This window comes from Nocardia aurantia (genome assembly GCF_009604425.1).
Lineage (GTDB): Bacteria > Actinomycetota > Actinomycetes > Mycobacteriales > Mycobacteriaceae > Nocardia > Nocardia aurantia.
Map to the genome: position 1 here is coordinate 18160 of NZ_WEGI01000022.1, position 17325 is coordinate 35484.

Genomic DNA, 17325 nt, shown 5'->3' on the forward strand with positions numbered 1-17325 from the left:
CGCTACCGGATCCGGTCAAGGAAAGTCGGATTTTAGGTGAATTCTTCGGTTAATTGCCCGGTAATTGCATGTGACCCGAGGTGCCGCACATCCCGTGGCAAGGTCGATTGCCGGTGAGTAACTACAGCGATTTCCCTCCCGCGTGTCGCGGCGGCTACCGTGCCGGGGGCAGCTCATTCGTTCGGCGGGGTGGAGACCTCAGATGACAACAACCGACGTCCAGCCGGAGCCCACCGGTCGCGTCGACGGGTACTTCGGGATCTCCCGGCTCGGATCGACCGTGCGGCGCGAGATCATGGCCGGGACGGTCACCTTCCTCGCCATGTCCTATGTGCTGGCGGTCAATCCGGCGGTGCTCGGCGACCACGGCCCGCTCGGCGCCCGCGGCATCCCGACGCAGGCGGTGTTCACCGCCACCGCCGTCGCCGCCGTGGTCGGCACGCTGGTGATGGGATTGTGGGCGCGTTATCCGGTGGCGCTGGCGCCGGGGATGGGGCTCAACGCCTTCTTCGCCTACTCGGTGGTGCTCGGGATGGGCATCCCCTGGCAGGAGGCACTGTCGGGCACCCTGCTGTCCGGCGTCATCTTCTTCGTGCTGGCGATCACCAGGATCCGCGAGAAGATCATCGACGCGATCCCGTTGCAGATGAAGCTGGCCGTCGGGGCGGGGATCGGCATGTTCGTGGCCTTCCTGGGCCTGAAGAACTCCGGCATCGTGGTCGCCAGCGACGCCACCCTCGTACACCTCGGCGACTTCACCGCGGGCGGTACGCTGCTGGCGCTGTTCGGGCTCCTGGTGACCGTGGTGTTCCTCGTGCTGGGGTGGCACGGCGCCGTGCTCTACGGCATCGTCGCGACGACCGTGGTCGGCGTCGTCAGCGGGCTGGTGCACCTGCCGCACGGGGTCGTGGACACCCCGCACGGTCTGGATCGGACCTTCGGGCAGGCGATCGTGCACCTGCCGCACGCCTTCACCGGGCAGATGGCGATCGTGGTGCTCACGATGCTGTTCGTCGACTTCTTCGACGCCTCCGGCACCCTGATCGGCATCGCCAACCAGGCCGGGCTGCTCGGCGAGGACGGCAAGCTGCCGCGCGCGGCGCAGGCACTGGCCGCCGACTCGATCGGGACCACGGCCGGCGCGATCATCGGAACCTCGACCACCACCGCCTACGTGGAATCGACCGCCGGGGTCAGCGCGGGCGGTCGCACCGGGCTGACCGCGGTGACGACCGCGTGCTGGTTCGCGGTGGCGATGTTCTTCTTCCCGGTGTTCGCGGTGGTCGCGGGCGCACCCGCGGTGACCGCTCCGGCACTGATCGTGGTGGGTGTGCTGATGGCGCGCGCACTGGGCGATATCGAATGGAACAAGCTGGAGTACGCGATCCCCGCGTTCCTCACCGTGATCATGATGCCGCTGACGTACTCGATCGCGAACGGCATCGCGATGGGGCTGCTGTTCTACCCGGTGGTGATGGTGGCCAAGCGGCGGATCCGTGAGGTGCACCCGGTGATGTGGGTGCTGATGCTGGTCTTCCTCGGCTACTTCTTCTTCCTCGCGGACTAGCGCCGAGGGGATTCCCCCAGGTCCCCGCGCCAGGTTGCAGGGCGCGGCGCGGGGACGGCGATACACCGATGGGGAATTGGGGGTTCACCGGAGTACCACCGTCCAGTTTACTTCCGTCCGAAAGCTCCTCGGGCGAATGTGAATTTTCACATGATTCACACAGCGGCGGCCGTCAGTCGCCGCAGCGCCTTGGCCACGACCTCCGGATCGGAGGTCTCCCAGTAGGGCGGCAGCGACGCCCGCAGATACGAGCCGTAGCGGGCGGTGACCAGGCGGGGGTCGAGGATCGCCACCACGCCACGGTCGTCGACGCTGCGCAGCAACCGGCCGGTGCCCTGCGCCAGCAGCAGGGCCGCGTGATTGGCCGCGATGGCGAGAAAACCGTTGCCGCCGCGCGACTCCACCGCTTTCTGCCGGGCCACCAGCAGCGGATCGTCGGGCCGGGGGAACGGGATGCGGTCGAGGATCACCAGGCTCAGCGACGGGCCCGGCACGTCGACCCCCTGCCACAGCGACAACGTGCCGAACAGCGAGGTGGCCGGATCCTCCGCGAACCGGCGCACCAGCACGCCGGTGGCGTCCTCCCCCTGGCACAGCACCGGGGTCTCCAGCCGTCCGCGCAGCGCCTCGGTGGCGGCCTTCGCCGCCCGCATGGAGGAGAACAGGCCGAGCGTGCGCCCACCGGCGGCGTTGACCAGCCGCTCGATCTCGTCCAGGTAGGCCGGCGGCAGCCCGTCCCGGCCCGGGGTGGGCAGATGTTTGGCCACGTAGAGGATGCCCGACTTGGCGTGGTCGAACGGCGAACCGACGTCGAGGGCGTTCCAGCGCACCGAACCGGCGTCCGACGGCGCCTCCGCGCCGTTGGCCAGCGCCGGATCGACGGTGTGGCCCGACTGCGGCGGCAGCCCCCAGGTGACGGCCAGCGCGTCGAACGACCCGCCGATCTGCAACGTCGCCGACGCCATGATCACCGTGGACGTGCCGAACAACCGGCTGCGCAACAGTCCGCCCACCGACAGTGGCGCCATGTGCAGGCCGCGGCGGGCGATCCCCCGCACCTCCTCCGAGGACAGCCAGACCACGTCGCGGCGGGTCGCGGGATCCTCGTCGTCGAAGGTGGTGAGCACCCGGACCGCGGCGTCGTGCACCTCCTCGATGCCGGACAGCGCGAGATTGCGGGCCGCGGCGCCCTCGGGATCGGCCGCGGCGGCGCCGCCGTTCTGCGGGCCCAGGGCCGTGCGGCAGTTCCAGGCGGCGTCGCGGATCATCGCCAGCACCGGCGCGGCGCCCTCGGGCAGCCGGTCCCAGCGGCCCGGGGGTAGCTCCTCCAGCAGCTGATGCCAGGACTCGGCCGCGGCCTCCAGCCGGTCGACCTCCTGCTCGTCGATCAGTTTCGCGCAGCGGCGGGCGGCGGCGCTGATCGCGGCGGTCGACAGTTCCGCCGTCGCCACGCCGGTGACGCGGTCGACCAGTTCGTGCGCCTCGTCGACGACCACCACATCGTGCTCGGGCAGGACCTGCACGCCGCTGATCGCGTCGATGGCCAGCAGCGCGTGGTTGGTGACCACGACATCGGCCTGGCCCGATTCGGCGCGGGCCTTCTCGGCGAAGCAGTCCACCCCGAACGGGCAGCGGCCCTTGCCCAGGCATTCCCGTGACGACACGCTGACCTGCCGCCAGGCCCGATCGGTGACGCCGGGAACCAGCTCGTCCCGGTCGCCGGTCTCGGTGTCGGAGGCCCACTCGTTGAGCCGCTGCACCTCGCGGCCGAGCTTGGAGATGGCGAACGCGTCGAACAGCTCGGCCTCGCCAGCCTCGTCCGGGATGACACTGTTGATCTTGTTCAGGCAGAGATAGTTGTTGCGGCCCTTGAGGATCGCGTACTTCGGTACCCGGCCCAGCGCCTTGGCCAGCGCCTCCGACAGCCGTGGCAGATCCCGGTCGACCAGTTGCCGTTGCAGTGCGATGGTCGCGGTGGAGACCACCACCGTGCGGCCGGTGTGCACCGCATGCCGCAGGCTGGGCACCAGATAGGCCAGCGACTTGCCGGTGCCGGTGCCGGCCTGTACCGCCAGATGCTCCTTGGTGTCGATGGAGTGCGCGACTGCCGCCGCCATGGTCTGCTGACCTTTGCGCGCCTTACCGCCGAGCGCCTCGACGGCGGTTGCCAGCAGGGCCGGGACGGTGGGGAGTTCGGGCACCCAGGCAGATTACTGCCATCCGCCGACAAGTCGTTCAGGACTCCAGACTACCGGCGAGTTCGATTCCGGCGGAACGCATTTCGTCGAGAACACGATCGACCGTGGCCGGGGTGACGGCGGCGGTGAGACCCAGCAGGACCCGGGTGCGCAACCCTGCGGACCGCGCGTCCAGGGCGGTTGCCCGGACACAGTGGTCGGTGGCGATCCCGCACACGTCGACGGCGTCGATGTCGTTGGCGCGCAACCACTCCGCGAGGCCGGAGCCGTCGCCGGCGCTGCCCTCGAAGCCCGAGTACGCGGCGCTGTACGCGCCCTTGGAGAAGACCTCGGCGACCCGCGCGGTGTCGAGATTCGGGTGGAAGTCGGCCCCCGGCGTCCCCACCCGGCAGTGCGGCGGCCAACTGTCGACATAATCCGGCCGCGCGGAGAAATGTGCGCCCGGATCGATGTGATAGTCGCGGGTCGCGACGACAGCGGCGTAGTCGGCGACGCCGAGGTACTCGCTGATCCGCTCGGCCACGGCGGCCCCGCCGGCGACGGCCAGCGAGCCGCCCTCGCAGAAGTCGTTCTGCACGTCGACGACGATGAGTGCCCTGTTCCCGTCCGGGGAGTTCATGGTCTCGCACACCTCGTTTCGCCCGCACCGAGCGGGCACGGCTTCATTGTAGGAAGGTCGTGGGGATCGCGGGCTCCCCGGCGGACAGTTTCAGGCCCTCCCAGGGCAGGCTGACCAGTCCGCGCGCCACCAGATCGCGGCTCTCCCGCAGCGTGGGCCGATCGTCGAGCACCCGGCCCCCGCGGACCAGCGGAACCGACAGGTCGCGGGCCTCGAAACCGTCCGGCTCCGGCGCCGGCCCGGCCATCGGATATACGATCTCCTCCACGATGGTCCCGGTCGGCCGCGCCAGCCGCACCGCGGACTTGGCGCCGCCGCGGGACTCCTTGTGGCTGGAACGCTTGGCCACCGGCGTGCCGTCCACCTCGACCAGTTTGTAGACCATCCCGGCGGTGGGCGCGCCGGATCCGGTCACCAGCGAGGTGCCGACGCCGTACACGTCGACCGGTTCGGCGCGCAGCGAGGCGATCGCGTACTCGTCCAGATCCCCCGACACCACGATCCGGGTGCCCGTCGCGCCGAGCGCGTCCAGCTGATCGCGGACCTGCCGGGCCAGCACCCCCAGATCACCGGAATCGATCCGCACACCGCCCAATCCGGGCCCGGCGACCTCGATCGCGGTGGCCACACCCTTGGCGATGTCGTAGGTGTCGACCAGCAGCGTCGTCCCGAGTCCGAGCGCCTCGATCTGGGTGCGGAACGCCGCCGCCTCGTCCGCTCCGTCCGGCCCGCTGTGCAACAGGGTGAACGCGTGCGCGCTGGTGCCCGCGCCCGGGACGCCGAACCGCCGCACCGCCTCCAGGTTGGACGTGGCGTCGAAACCGGCCAGATAGGCCGCCCGCGAGCTGGCGGGCGCCGCCAGTTCGTGGGTGCGCCGCGAGCCCATCTCGATCATGTCGCGGTCCCCGGCGGCGCTCACCATCCGCGCGGCCGCCGACGCGATCGCGCTGTCGTGGTTGAGGATCGACAGGATCAGCGTCTCCAGCACCACGCATTCGGCGAAGCTGCCCCGCACCGACAGGATCGGCGAACCCGGGAAATACAGGTCACCCTCCCGATATCCGTCGATGTCGCCGCCGAATCGGTACCCACGCAACCATTCCAGGGTGCGGTCGTCGAGGAAACGGGCCACCACCGCGAGCTCGGCCTCGCCGAACCGGAAGTCGGCCAAGGCATCCAGCAGCCGGCCGGTGCCGGCCACCACGCCGTAGCGCCGGCCGTTCGGCAATCGCCTGGCGAATACTTCGAAACTGCACCGCCGGTCCGCCGACCCGTCGGTCAGTGCCGCAGCGAGCATGGTCAATTCGTACTGATCGGTCAGCAACGCGGTACTGGCCGCGGCGGTGCCGGAGGCATCCGAGGTGTCCACCAGGCCACTGTAGACAGCGCCGCGCCGGTGGTGGCGGTCGTCATCTCGAAAAGGACAATCCGCATGCGGCGGGTGTTGTTTCCCGCGAGCCGAGTCGTACCCTGAAGGTTATGGGTCTGTGCATGGAGGACGCTGTGCTGGTCGCCGTCGGTCCGGCCGACGTGGTCGTACGGATGGCGGCTCCGCAGGCGACGCCCGAGACGGTCGAGGTCACCGAGATCCTGGAGGCCGAGGATCGGCCGTGGGTCACGGTCGTCTGGGACGACCCCGTCAACCTGATGCACTACGTGACCTACATCTTCCAAAAGCTGTTCGGCTACAGCAAATCCAAGGCTACGGAGCTCATGCTCAAGGTCCACAACGAGGGCAAGGCGGTCGTCTCCTCCGGCTCCCGGGACAAGATGGAGCACGACGTCCAGCGACTACACGCGGCGGGCCTCTGGGCCACCATGCAGCGGGACGGGTAGTCGGGGCGACTACCGTAACCCCGTGCGCAAATGGAGCAGGAAGAACTCGCTGAGCGGGCTCAAGCTGCGGTCCGAAATGGATGCGCGGGAGGCCGAGGTACTGCGTTCGCTGGTGGGCGCGGTGACCGGCCTGCTCGCCGACCGGGCCCGATCCGCCCCCGAAGACGATCTGACCGCCCTCACCGGGTTACGGACCGGCAACAGCAACCCGCCGGACGACCCGAGACTGGCCCGGCTGCTACCCGAATTCCATCGCAGTGAACCCGGCTCGCCGGATGCCGACCGCGCGGATCTGAACAGCGCGCTACGCAGCCTGCACGAGCCCGACATCATCGAGGCCAAGGTGGCCGCGGGCTCGGTCGTGCTGGACACGCTGCCCGCCCAGGGCGGCAAGATCCTGCTGACCCCCGAACAGGCCGACGCCTGGCTGATCGCCCTCAACGACGTCCGGCTGGCCCTGGGCACCGCCCTCGGCGTGGACGCCGACACCCCCGACCACCTCGACCCGCACGATCCCCGCGCCCCGCACCTGGACGTGTACCACTGGCTCACCTGGATGCAGGACTCCCTGCTGCAGGCGATGAACTCCTGAACCTGCCCGGCTGCCGTGCCCACGGTCCCGGCCGGCCGGTCGCGCGGCGATTGTCGGTGACAGCTCGAGAGGAGATCCCGATGAAGGTCGAAACCGGGCCTCGCAACGCCCTGACCGACGTGCCCGGGCTGCTGGTGGGCCATCACCAGGTCCTGGACAAGGTCGTGACCCGGGGCGCGGGAGCCGCGACCGGATGCACGGTCGTTTGTGCTCCCGGTGGCGCCACGGCCGCGGTCGACGTCCGGGGCGGCGGCCCGGGCACGCGGGAGACCGATCTGCTCGACCCGCACAACACCGTGGGCCGCGTCGACGCGATCCTGCTGACCGGCGGCAGCGCCTACGGGCTGGCCGCCGCCGACGGTGTGATGCGGTGGCTGGAGGAACACGGCCAGGGCGTGCCGATGGATCCCGCCGACCCGGCCAAGGTCGTGCCGATCGTGTCCGGCGCGGTCATCTTCGATCTCCCGCTCGGCGCGTGGGACATCCGGCCCACCGCCGAATTCGGCTACCGCGCCGCCGCCGCAGCCGGCACCGAGTTCGAACGCGGCTGTGTCGGCGCCGGTACCGGGGCGCAGGCCGGCGTGCTGAAGGGCGGGATCGGCACGGCGAGCATCCACATCCTCGACGGGCCCGCCGCCGGCTGCACGGTCGCGGCGCTGGTGGCCGTCAACGCCGCCGGGTCCGCGTTCGACCCACGCACCGGACTGCCGTGGGGCGCCGGCAGCGACGGCGCCGAACATTTCGGGCTGCGGCCCGCCACGCCGGAACAGCTGGCCCGGGCTGCGGCCCTGCCCCCGAAGGCGGCCTCGCTCAACACCACCATCGGCGTGGTCGCCACCGATGCGGAACTGAATCCGGGCGAGACCGAGCGGCTGGCCATGTCCGCCCACGACGGGTTGTCCCGTGCCGTCCGGCCCGCCCACACGCCGCTCGACGGCGACAGTCTGTTCGCCCTCGCGACCGGAGCGCGGGTCCTCGATCCCGAGGCGTACGGGCCGAAGACACCGTTGGCCCGCACGCTGCGAGTCGCCGACCTGTGCGCCGCCGCCGCGCTGGCGACCGAACGGGCGATCGTCGACGGACTGCTGTCGGCTCACGGAATCGCCGGAATACCCTCTTACGCAGAGGTTTTCGCCCACTGAACAGCGCCGCTGCCGAAACCGGTGAGCGCTGCCGCCGCTCCGGATGCCCGGTGCCGACCCCGGCGGCGGAAACGGTATCCGCCGACGTGAGGCGGCTCGAAGCCGAGCGTCGAGGCGGCGGGTCGGATGCGTTGCCGGTCTGCCGAGCCTGTCGGCTCATCGGCGAGGGCGGTCCACCCAATCGCCGCCGGAGATCCGGTGCCGCGTCGGTTTCGCCGCCGTACCCGGCAGGATGGTCCGCCGGAAGCGATTCCGGGACCGCCCGGCCGACTCGTGGCCGGGCCGGCGCGACGACGTAATCGACTGCGCGCTCTCGAAGGCGGTTGCCCGACCCGGGGTGACGGCCGCGACGACCCACGTCGCCGGGCGCGACGGCGTGGTACCTGGCGGCGGGGTGCCGGGAATAGGCGAATATTCTGGTCCGTTGACGACAGCGACGCGACCCGGTTCGCGGCGGCGGACGGAAGGATGGCGACTGTGCTGGTGATCAGAGCGGACCTCGTGGACGCGATGGTGGCGCACGCCCGCACCGACCATCCGGACGAGGCCTGCGGCATAATCGCCGGTCCCGAGGGCTCCGATCGGCCCGAGCGGTTCCTGCCGATGGTCAACGCCGAGCGCTCGCCCACCTTCTACCGGTTCGACTCCGGTGAACAGCTGCGGCTGTGGCGGGAGATGGACGACCGCGACGAGGAGCCGGTGGTGGTCTACCACTCGCACACCGCCACCGAGGCCTATCCCAGCCGCACCGACGTCTCCTACGCCGCCGAACCGAACGCGCACTATGTGCTGGTCTCCACGCGCGATCCGGAGCAGTACGAGCTGCGCAGTTACCGCATCCTCGACGGCGTGGTCACCGAGGAACCGGTGCAGGTCGTCCCCGCCTACTCCGACACCGTGGCCTGACGCCTGTCGGATCGACAACCCGGAACGCGAAACAAGGAGTCCTCATGCCGGTGACCGTGTCCATCCCGACCATCATGCGCACCCTCACCGGAGGTGAGAAGCGGGTGCAGGCCAGCGGGAAGACTCTGGCCGCGGTGATCGACGATCTGGAGACCAACTACGCCGGCCTGCGGGAGCGGCTGCTGTCCGAGGGCAAGCTCAATCGCTACGTCAATATCTACGTCGACGACGAGGACGTTCGCTTCGCCGGCGGGCTGGAGGCCGAGGTGCCGGAGAACGGCACCGTCACCATCCTGCCGGCCGTCGCCGGTGGAGCGCACCCGGCTGTCGCCGGCGAAGCACACCCGGCTGTCGCCGGCGAAGCACACTGAGCCCGTGGCCCGTTACGAATCGCTGATCGAGACCCTCGGCAACACGCCGCTGGTGGGCCTGCGCTCGCTGTCGCCACGCTGGGACGGTGACGACCACGTGCGGCTGTGGGCCAAGCTGGAGGACCGCAACCCCACCGGCTCCATCAAGGACCGCCCGGCGCTGCGGATGATCGAGCAGGCGGAGGCCGACGGCCGGTTGCGGCCGGGCTGCACGATTCTCGAGCCGACCAGCGGCAACACCGGTATCTCGCTGGCCATGGCGGCCAAGCTGAAGGGCTACCGGCTGGTGTGCGTGATGCCGGAGAACACCTCGGTCGAACGCCGGCAACTGCTCACCATGTTCGGCGCCGAGATCATCGGCTCACCGGCCGCCGGCGGCTCGAATCAGGCCGTGGCCACGGCGAAGAAGATCGCCGCCGAGAATCCGGACTGGGTGATGCTGTACCAGTACGGCAATCCGGCCAACGCGCAGTCGCACTACGAGGGCACCGGCCCGGAGATCCTCACCGACCTGCCGGAGATCACCCACTTCGTCGCGGGCCTGGGCACCACCGGCACCCTGATGGGCGTCGGACGCTACCTGCGCGAGCACGTGACCGACATCAAGGTGGTCGCGGCCGAACCGCGCTACGGCGAGCTGGTGTACGGCCTGCGCAATCTCGACGAGGGCTTCGTGCCCGAACTGTACGACGAGTCCGTGCTGACCTCACGCTTCTCCGTCGGCCCCTACGACGCGGTGCGGCGCACCCGCGAACTGGTGCTGGCGGAGGGCATCTTCGCGGGCATCTCCACCGGCGCGATCCTGCACGCGGCGCTCGGCGTCGGCGCCAAGGCGCTGAAGGCCGGCACCCGCGCCGACATCGCGTTCGTCGTCGCCGACGGCGGCTGGAAATACCTGTCGACCGGCGCCTACGACGGCACCCTGGAAGAGGCCGAGGAGAAGCTCGACGGGCAGCTCTGGGCCTGACCCGGCGGGTACGCTCGTGGGAGATCCCCGCGAGGAGGTGGTGGGCAGTGACGCTCGACAACGCCGATCGGCGCCCCGGCACATTGGCCCGGTTGTGGCAGCAGTCGATCGTGCTGACCCTGGGTTTCGTTGCGCTGCTCTACGGTATCGAGGGCATCGACACCGTGACGAACCACGATCTCGATCAGGGCGGGGTGCGGCCCCGCTCGATCGAGGGCCTGGAGGGCATCGCGTTCGGCCCACTGCTGCATGCCAATTGGGAGCACCTGATCGGAAACACCGTGCCGGTGCTCGTGCTCGGCATGCTCACGCTGCTCACCGGCATCGGCCGCGGCCTGGCGGCGACCGCGATCGTCTGGGTGGTGGGCGAATTCGGTACCTGGCTCACCGGCGCCTCCGGCACGATCCACCTCGGCGCGTCGGTGCTGGTGTTCGGCTGGCTGACCTATCTGATCTCGCGCGGGCTGTTCGCTCGCAACCTCTGGCAGATCTTGATCGGCGTCATCGTCGGCGTGCTCTACGGATCCATTCTGTGGGGTGTGCTGCCCGGCCAGCCCGGAATCTCTTGGCAAGGTCATCTTTTCGGCGCCGTGGGTGGATTGCTGGCGGGGTGGGTACTCTCCGGAGATGAACGTCGTCGCCGCCGAGGCACCGTGGGCCCAGCAGTGTCGCCCCTCGGACAGTCCTAGCGGCCGGCTGGTTGGGGGGATCGCGTCGTGAACGAACCGGCAGCGTGGCAGCATGTGGGGATGCGCCTCACCGTCCTCGGGTGCTCGGGCAGTGTGTCCGGCCCGGATTCTCCCGCGTCGGGTTACCTGCTCACCGGGCCGGGGATGACTCCGACGGTGATCGACTTCGGGCCCGGTGTACTCGGCGCTCTGCAACGGTTCCAGGATCCCGGCGCGGTCGACATCTTCCTCACCCATCTGCACGCGGACCACTGCCTGGATCTGCCCGGGTTGCTGGTGTGGCGGCGCTACCACCCGAATCCGCCGACCGGCCGCGCGACCCTGTACGGGCCGGCCGATTCCGCGCTCCGCATCGGCAACGCGTCGGCCGAGGTCGGCGGCGAATGCGACGACTGGTCCGACGTGATCGACCTGCGGACCTGGTCCGAGGGCGTGACCTCCGCGTTCGGTGAGGGCTACACCGTCACCGCCCGCCGCATGTACCACCCGCCGGAGTCCTACGGCCTGCGGATCACCGGCCCGGCCGGCCGCACCCTGGTCTACACCGGCGACACCGCCGTGTGCCCGGCGGTTTTCGAATTGGCCGCCGGCGCCGACGTGTTGCTGTCGGAAGCGTCCTGGACGCACGACCCGGCCAACCGGCCGCCGGGAATCCATCTGTCCGGCACCGAGGCCGGTCTGATCGCCGCCGAGGCCGGCGTCGGAGAGCTGCTGCTCACCCACATTCCGCCGTGGACCTCCCGCGAGGATGTCATCGCCGAGGCGAAGGCGCAGTTCAGCGGCCCGGTGCACGCGGTGTCCCCGGGCGAGGTCATCGACCTGGCCTGAGCGGGCCGAAACCCCTGCGCTCGAGTGTTTTCGAGCCGATCCGGCGCGCGCGGCCGACCCGCTCCGCGCGGCCGTGCGCCAGGCGGTCGCGGGCACCGTCTAGGGTGAGTGCCGTGTCGAGACGAGCCGATGGCAGGGCGGACGACGAGCTCCGCGAGGTCAGGATCACCCGGGGTTTCACCACGCATCCGGCTGGGTCGGTGCTGGTGGAATTCGGGCAGACGCGGGTGATGTGCACCGCGAGCGTCACCGACGGCGTGCCACCGTGGCGCCGGGATTCCGGATTGGGTTGGCTCACAGCCGAATACGCGATGCTACCGGCGGCCACCCACACCCGCAGCGGCCGGGAGTCGGTGAAGGGCAAGGTCGGTGGCCGTACCCAGGAGATCAGCCGGTTGGTCGGCCGCTCCCTGCGGGCCTGCATCGACCTGGCCGCGATCGGGGAGAACACCATCGCCATCGACTGCGACGTGCTGCAGGCCGACGGCGGTACCCGGACCGCCGCGATCACCGGCGCGTACGTGGCACTGGCCGACGCGGTGACCTATCTCGGCGCCGCCGGGCAGCTCGCCGATCCGCAGCCGCTGTCGTGCATGATCGCCGCGGTCAGCGTCGGCGTGGTCGACGGCCGGGTACGCCTCGACCTGCCGTACGAGGAGGATTCGCGCGCCGAGGTGGACATGAACGTGGTCGCCACCGATACCGGCACCCTGGTGGAGATCCAGGGCACCGGCGAGGGCGCCACCTTCCCGCGCTCCACCCTCGACACGATGCTGGATTCCGCGCTGGCCGGCTGCGAGCGGCTGTTCGCCGTCCAGAAGGAGGCGCTGGCGCTGCCCTATCCCGGAGCATTGCCGGAGAAGAAGAAGAAATGAGCCGCCGGGTCCTGGTCGCCAGCCGTAATGCCAAGAAGCTGAACGAACTACGCCGCATCCTCGCCGAGGCCGGCGTGGAGGGCCTGGAGATCGTCGGCCTGGACGAGGTTCCGCCCTACGAGGAGGCCCCGGAGACCGGCGCCACCTTCGCGGAGAATGCCCTCGCCAAGGCCCGCGACGGCGCTGCCGCCACCGGATTGGCTTGTGTCGCAGACGATTCCGGGCTCTCGGTGGACGCGCTCAACGGTATGCCGGGTGTGTTGTCGGCGCGCTGGTCCGGCGGTCACGGCGCGGACGCCGCCAACAACGAGCTGCTGCTGGCCCAGTTGACGGACGTGCCCGACGAACGCCGCGGCGCGCGCTTCGTCTCCGCCTGCGCGCTGGTCGCCGACGGCCGCGAGGTCGTGATGATCGGTGAATGGCCCGGCCGGGTCGCCCGCGAACCGGCCGGCGACGGCGGTTTCGGCTACGATCCGCTGTTCGTCCCGGACGGGGGAGCGGTCTCGGCCGCCCAGCTCACCCCCGCCGAGAAGGACGCCGCCTCGCACCGGGGCCGCGCCCTGCGGGCCCTGCTCCCGGCGCTGGAGGAGTTGGCCGTCGGCTGAGCGGAACCTCGGTCAGAGGTTGTAGGCCTGCTTGACCTGCTTGGCGTTCCGATGCTCGACGAAGAACGAGAGCAACGGGATCGTGCCGGCCAGCAGGGTGCCGATGGTGCGGGCCAGCGGCCAGCGCACCTTGATCGCCAGGTCGGCGGTGACGATCAGATAGACGAAGTACACCCAGCCGTGCACGACGGCGATCCAGTTCGGGGTGTGCACATCGAAGCCGTACTTGGCGATGATCTCGGCGGTGAGCAGCAGCAGCCAGATACCGGTCGCCCACGCCAGCGTGCGGTAACGCAGCAGGGCGGGTTTCACCTTGGCGGCGCCGGCCACCGGGCCCGGTGCCCGCACCTCGGTACGGCCGGCGGCGGTGTCGGTGGAATTGTCGGCGCTCAACCGGCGCTCCTCTCGATGTCGCGGGCTTCGAGCCCGGCGGCGCGGATCTGCGTCCGCAGTTCACGCGCGTTCAATGCGGCCAGGTACTGGTTGTATTCGGCGACCACGGGATCGTCGGTGCGCGCCGCGGCCGGTCGCTCCGGCAGGATGCCCGCCGGGATCTCGCGCGGCCCGGACGGCTTCGACAGCCTGGCGAGCCGGCCCGGTTGCGGCGGTTCGGTCTCCTCGGCGGGCTCCCGGGCCTCGCGCTCCAACCGGATGAAGCGCACATACGCGAAGACCACGAACCCGGCGAACAACGGCCACTGCAACGCGTAGCCCAGATTCTGGGCGGTACCGCTCGCGGATTCGAACCGGCCCCACTGCCACCAGCCGAGCGCGAGACACCCGAGTGCGGCAACGACCACAAACAGGATCAGCGCCGGGCGGCGGCGTGGAGCGGGCACGACTACCACGGTACCCGTCTACTACATCGGAGCGTAGGGCTGGGCTCGCTCAGAACTTGTAGCCGACGCCGGTGCGCTGCTCGGACTCCTCCCACAGCCGCCGCTGCAGGTCGCGGTCGCGGGACAACCGGCTCGACGGCGACGGCCGGACCGGGCCGCGGGAACCGAACAACCAGGTCGGACCCCAATAGGTGTCCGGATCGGCATCCGCCGTGGTGGCCGCGAACAGGCTGGACTCGGCCGCGTGTTTCGGCGAGTGACCGATCACCGCGATCGCCGGCTTGGCCACCCAGTCCAGCGGCGTCTCGGTCCGCGTGAACAGGTCGGTCGCCGAGACCCCGGGATGCACGCCGTACGAGCGCTTCGGCGATCGGGCCTCGGCGAGCCGATGCTGTAGTTCGCGGGCGAACATCAGGTTCGACAGTTTGGCCTGGGCGTAGGCCAGGTTGCGCTGGTAGCGGCGATGCTCGTAGTTCAGATCATCGATCCAGAGCTTCGGGGTCTGCCGATGCGCGATGCTGGCCAGCGTGACGACCCGGTCGCCGATCCGGTCCAGTAGCAGCCCGGTGAGTGCGAAATGACCGAGATGGTTCACGCCCCACTGGGTTTCGAAGCCGTCGACGGTCCGGGAGAACGGGATGTTCATCAGACCGGCGTTGTTGATCAGCACATCGAACTCGCCCGTGTCCTCGGCGAAGGCGCGGACCGACGCGAGATCGGCCAGATCCAGCGCCCGCACCCGGACGTCGCCGGGAATCCCGTCGGCCACCTGCTGTGCCTTCGCGGCGTTGCGGCAGGCCATGATCACGGTCGCGCCCTTGGCGGCCAGCGCCTCGGTGGTGTGCTTGCCGATGCCGCCGTTGGCGCCGGTGATGACGAAGGTGCGCCCGGTCTGATCCGGGATGTCACTGGGCTTCCACGCCATGGTTGTCGGACCTCACTGCTGCCGGAGTGGTCGGAGATGTGTCGTCACAATCCCTCGGTCCCGACCTTACTTGAGAGTAAGTTCGAGCGGTAGCGAAGCGGCGGAAGGACGGGTCGCCGAGGGTGAATGCCCTGGTCACGATGCCGTGTCCCTGCCCGGGGATCGCCACGGCCACACCCATACTGAAACGCATGGCCGGTGCCCACGCAGCGCAGACGAGCTCGAGCCGGATCGTGGTGTTCCTCACCATCATGCTCGGCATGTTGATGGCCGCACTCGACCAGACCATCGTCTCCACGGCCCTGCCGACGATCGTGGCCGACCTCGGCGGCGCGGGCCACATGGCGTGGGTCGTGACCTCGTACCTGCTGGCCGAGGCGGTCACCACGGCGCTGGCCGGAAAATTCGGCGACCTGTTCGGCCGCAAACGGGTGTTCCAGGTCAGCGGACTGATTTTCATCATCGGCTCGATCGTGGCCGGGATGGCCCACGGAATGTTCCTGTTGATCGTCGCCCGCGCGATCCAGGGGGTCGGCGCCGGCGGGCTCATGGTCACCTCGATGGCGCTGATCGCCGACGTCATCCCGCTGCGCGATCGCGGCAAGTACCAGGGAGCGATGGGCGCGGTGTTCGGTGTCACCACCGTCCTCGGGCCGACGCTGGGCGGACTGTTCACCGACCACATCAGCTGGCGCTGGTGCTTCTACGTCAATGTGCCGGTGGCGCTGGTCATGCTGGTGGTCGCCGCCCGGACCATCCCGGCGATGCGTGCCGCGGCGCGCCCGGTGATCGACTACCTCGGCATCGCGCTGGTCGCCGTCGGCGTCAGCTGCCTGATCCTCGCGCTGGAATGGGGTGGCAACGAATATCCGTGGAAGTCGGCGACGATCATCGGATTGTTCGTCGTCGCGGCGATTCTGCTGACCGCGTTCGTGTTCGTGGAGTTGCGGGCCGCGGAGCCGATGCTGCCGATGCATCTGTTCCGGTCCAACGTCGTCACCGTCTGTTCCATCCTCAGTTTCATCGTCGGATTCGCGATGCTCGGCGCGATGACCTATCTGCCCGCCTACCTGCAATACGTGAACGGCGTGACCGCGACCGCCTCCGGCATCCGGACGCTGCCACTGGTGGTCGGTCTGTTCACCACCTCGATCCTGTCCGGGCAGGTGGTCGGCCGCACCGGGCAGTACAAGATGTTCCCGATCATCGGTACCGCCGTGATGGGTGTCGGCCTCTATCTGATGTCGACGATGGGCCGCACGACGGGCGTGTGGAAGGAATCGCTGTACATGCTGATCCTCGGGCTCGGGATCGGCCTGTCGATGCAGGTGCTCACCATCGTCGTGCAGAACACGGTGCCGTACGCCGACCTCGGCACCGCGACCAGCGCCGTGACCTTCTTCCGGACCCTCGGAAGTACCTTCGGCACAGCTATTTTCGGCACGCTGTACAACAATCGGATCGGCCCGAACCTGCGCGGCGCCCTGGCCGAGGTGCCGCAGGTCCCGCCCGCCGCCGCCCAGAATCCTCAACTGCTGCGGCGGCTTCCGTCCGCCGAGGCGATCCCGATCATCGACGCCTACGCCGCCACCATCGACTACGTGTTCCGCTGGGTCCTGCCGGTGATCGTGCTCGGATTCGTGGTCGCCTGGTTCCTGAAACAGGTGCCGCTACGCGACAGCGCGCGGGCCGAGGCCTCCGACGTCGGGACCGGATTCTCGATGCCGGAATCACCGGACCGCCTGGTGTTGCTGGAGAACGCGCTCGGCGCCCTGCTGCGGAAGGTGCGGACCCGGGAGGTGCCCGCGCCCAATCTGCTGGAACTGGCGGGCAGTTCGCTCAGCCCCGGGCAGGCGTGGGTGCTGGGGCAGGTGCGGAAGTACAACCGGGTCCGCGGCCACGTCACCCTGGTCGACGTCGCCCGTTCGCACCATATGCCGCCCGATGTCCTGCAACCCGCCTTCGGCCGGGCCGTGCAGGAGGGCCGCATCGAATTCTTCGGTGACCGTATCGAATTCACGCCCGCCGGGCAGGCGGAGTCGGACCGGTTGCGCGCGGCGCTGCGCGACTGGGTGGGTGGCCGGTTGCAGGACTGGGATTGCCCGGACGCCGGCGACCGCGCCCTGCTCGATCAGGCGATGGACAATATCGCGGCGCGCATGCTCGATGAGGAAGAGGACCAGCTCCGGATAGCTGCGTGACCACTGAATCGGGTGCGTGAGGGCCGGAATCCGGTGCGGAATGTGCGCGGAGTGAATGTTCGTTCGGATGGGTTGCAGGGGTTACGCACCGGCGAGTATGGTCGGCCGCAGCCGATCTGGGGGCGGAGAGCCGGCCGACCCCGGTGACCTGGTCTGTTGCGCCGG

18 protein-coding genes are annotated in these 17325 nt (G+C 69.7%); 12 read left to right on the forward strand and 6 right to left on the reverse strand.

Translation table 11 applies throughout. The features are described 5' to 3' along the window. Nucleotides 1-202: 202 nt before the first annotated feature. Nucleotides 203-1567, forward strand: coding sequence for an NCS2 family permease (locus tag NRB56_RS36250; RefSeq protein WP_153348894.1), 1365 nt, complete (start codon nucleotides 203-205; stop codon nucleotides 1565-1567). 155 nt (nucleotides 1568-1722) lie between these two features. On the opposite strand, the gene NRB56_RS36255 is transcribed toward NRB56_RS36250, so the two are convergent. Genes NRB56_RS36255 through NRB56_RS36265 form a run of 3 tightly spaced genes read right to left on the reverse strand, consistent with a single transcriptional unit; the run spans nucleotide 1723 to nucleotide 5753 of the window. Continuing rightward, the gene (locus tag NRB56_RS36255) at nucleotides 1723-3768 is read right to left on the reverse strand and encodes an ATP-dependent DNA helicase (protein ID WP_319944041.1); all 2046 of its coding nucleotides are present in this window, start codon (nucleotides 3766-3768) and stop codon (nucleotides 1723-1725) included. 34 nt (nucleotides 3769-3802) lie between these two features. Then, entirely contained in the window at nucleotides 3803-4384 is a 582-nt protein-coding gene (locus tag NRB56_RS36260; protein WP_153348895.1) for a nicotinamidase, read from the reverse strand. 43 nt (nucleotides 4385-4427) lie between these two features. Then, on the reverse strand, nucleotides 4428-5753 hold the full coding sequence (locus NRB56_RS36265; RefSeq protein WP_319944042.1) for a nicotinate phosphoribosyltransferase: 1326 nt from the start codon (nucleotides 5751-5753) through the stop codon (nucleotides 4428-4430). A gap of 122 nt (nucleotides 5754-5875) precedes the next feature. Between NRB56_RS36265 and clpS the strand changes: the two genes are divergently transcribed. The 10 genes from clpS (at nucleotide 5876) to rdgB (ending at nucleotide 13195) form a co-directional block, all read left to right on the forward strand. After that, nucleotides 5876-6220 (forward strand): ATP-dependent Clp protease adapter ClpS, encoded by a 345-nt coding sequence (gene clpS, locus NRB56_RS36270; protein WP_194291122.1) that lies wholly within the window; start codon nucleotides 5876-5878, stop codon nucleotides 6218-6220. 22 nt (nucleotides 6221-6242) lie between these two features. Beyond that, on the forward strand, nucleotides 6243-6812 hold the full coding sequence (gene aosR, locus NRB56_RS36275) for an oxidative stress transcriptional regulator AosR (RefSeq protein WP_319944043.1): 570 nt from the start codon (nucleotides 6243-6245) through the stop codon (nucleotides 6810-6812). An 80-nt stretch (nucleotides 6813-6892) separates the two neighbouring features. Next, complete coding sequence (locus tag NRB56_RS36280; protein WP_153348897.1) at nucleotides 6893-7954, forward strand: P1 family peptidase; 1062 nt, start codon at nucleotides 6893-6895, stop codon at nucleotides 7952-7954. Between the two features lie 477 nt (nucleotides 7955-8431). Further along, entirely contained in the window at nucleotides 8432-8860 is a 429-nt protein-coding gene (locus tag NRB56_RS36285) for a M67 family metallopeptidase (protein WP_319944044.1), read from the forward strand. Between the two features lie 44 nt (nucleotides 8861-8904). After that, entirely contained in the window at nucleotides 8905-9231 is a 327-nt protein-coding gene (locus tag NRB56_RS36290) for a MoaD/ThiS family protein (protein WP_153348899.1), read from the forward strand. A 4-nt stretch (nucleotides 9232-9235) separates the two neighbouring features. After that, the gene (locus NRB56_RS36295; RefSeq protein ID WP_319944045.1) at nucleotides 9236-10198 is read left to right on the forward strand and encodes a PLP-dependent cysteine synthase family protein; all 963 of its coding nucleotides are present in this window, start codon (nucleotides 9236-9238) and stop codon (nucleotides 10196-10198) included. A gap of 47 nt (nucleotides 10199-10245) precedes the next feature. Then, on the forward strand, nucleotides 10246-10887 hold the full coding sequence (locus tag NRB56_RS36300; protein WP_319944046.1) for a rhomboid family intramembrane serine protease: 642 nt from the start codon (nucleotides 10246-10248) through the stop codon (nucleotides 10885-10887). A gap of 60 nt (nucleotides 10888-10947) precedes the next feature. Then, nucleotides 10948-11715, forward strand: coding sequence for a cyclic nucleotide-degrading phosphodiesterase (locus NRB56_RS36305; RefSeq protein WP_153348944.1), 768 nt, complete (start codon nucleotides 10948-10950; stop codon nucleotides 11713-11715). Nucleotides 11716-11828: 113 nt separating this feature from the next. Beyond that, on the forward strand, nucleotides 11829-12590 hold the full coding sequence (rph, locus tag NRB56_RS36310) for a ribonuclease PH (protein ID WP_319944047.1): 762 nt from the start codon (nucleotides 11829-11831) through the stop codon (nucleotides 12588-12590). Further along, on the forward strand, nucleotides 12587-13195 hold the full coding sequence (gene rdgB / locus NRB56_RS36315; protein ID WP_153348900.1) for an RdgB/HAM1 family non-canonical purine NTP pyrophosphatase: 609 nt from the start codon (nucleotides 12587-12589) through the stop codon (nucleotides 13193-13195). The genes rph and rdgB overlap by 4 nt, the downstream gene beginning before the upstream one ends. 12 nt (nucleotides 13196-13207) lie before the next feature. Here rdgB and NRB56_RS36320 read toward each other — a convergent pair whose 3' ends face one another. From NRB56_RS36320 to NRB56_RS36330, 3 genes are read right to left on the reverse strand one after another with little or no spacing between them, the layout of a single operon-like run. Continuing rightward, nucleotides 13208-13543 carry a DUF3817 domain-containing protein gene (locus NRB56_RS36320; protein WP_319944057.1) on the reverse strand — a complete coding sequence of 112 codons (336 nt, stop codon included), beginning with the start codon at nucleotides 13541-13543 and terminating at the stop codon, nucleotides 13208-13210. 41 nt (nucleotides 13544-13584) lie between these two features. Next, nucleotides 13585-14043, reverse strand: coding sequence for a transcriptional regulator (locus NRB56_RS36325; protein WP_319944048.1), 459 nt, complete (start codon nucleotides 14041-14043; stop codon nucleotides 13585-13587). 40 nt (nucleotides 14044-14083) lie between these two features. Beyond that, a complete protein-coding gene (locus tag NRB56_RS36330) occupies nucleotides 14084-14959 on the reverse strand; it encodes an oxidoreductase (protein WP_153348902.1) in 876 nt (291 codons plus the stop codon). 191 nt (nucleotides 14960-15150) lie between these two features. Between NRB56_RS36330 and NRB56_RS36335 the strand changes: the two genes are divergently transcribed. Beyond that, nucleotides 15151-17160, forward strand: coding sequence for an MDR family MFS transporter (locus NRB56_RS36335; RefSeq protein ID WP_194291119.1), 2010 nt, complete (start codon nucleotides 15151-15153; stop codon nucleotides 17158-17160). The last annotated feature ends 165 nt before the right edge of the window (nucleotides 17161-17325 follow it).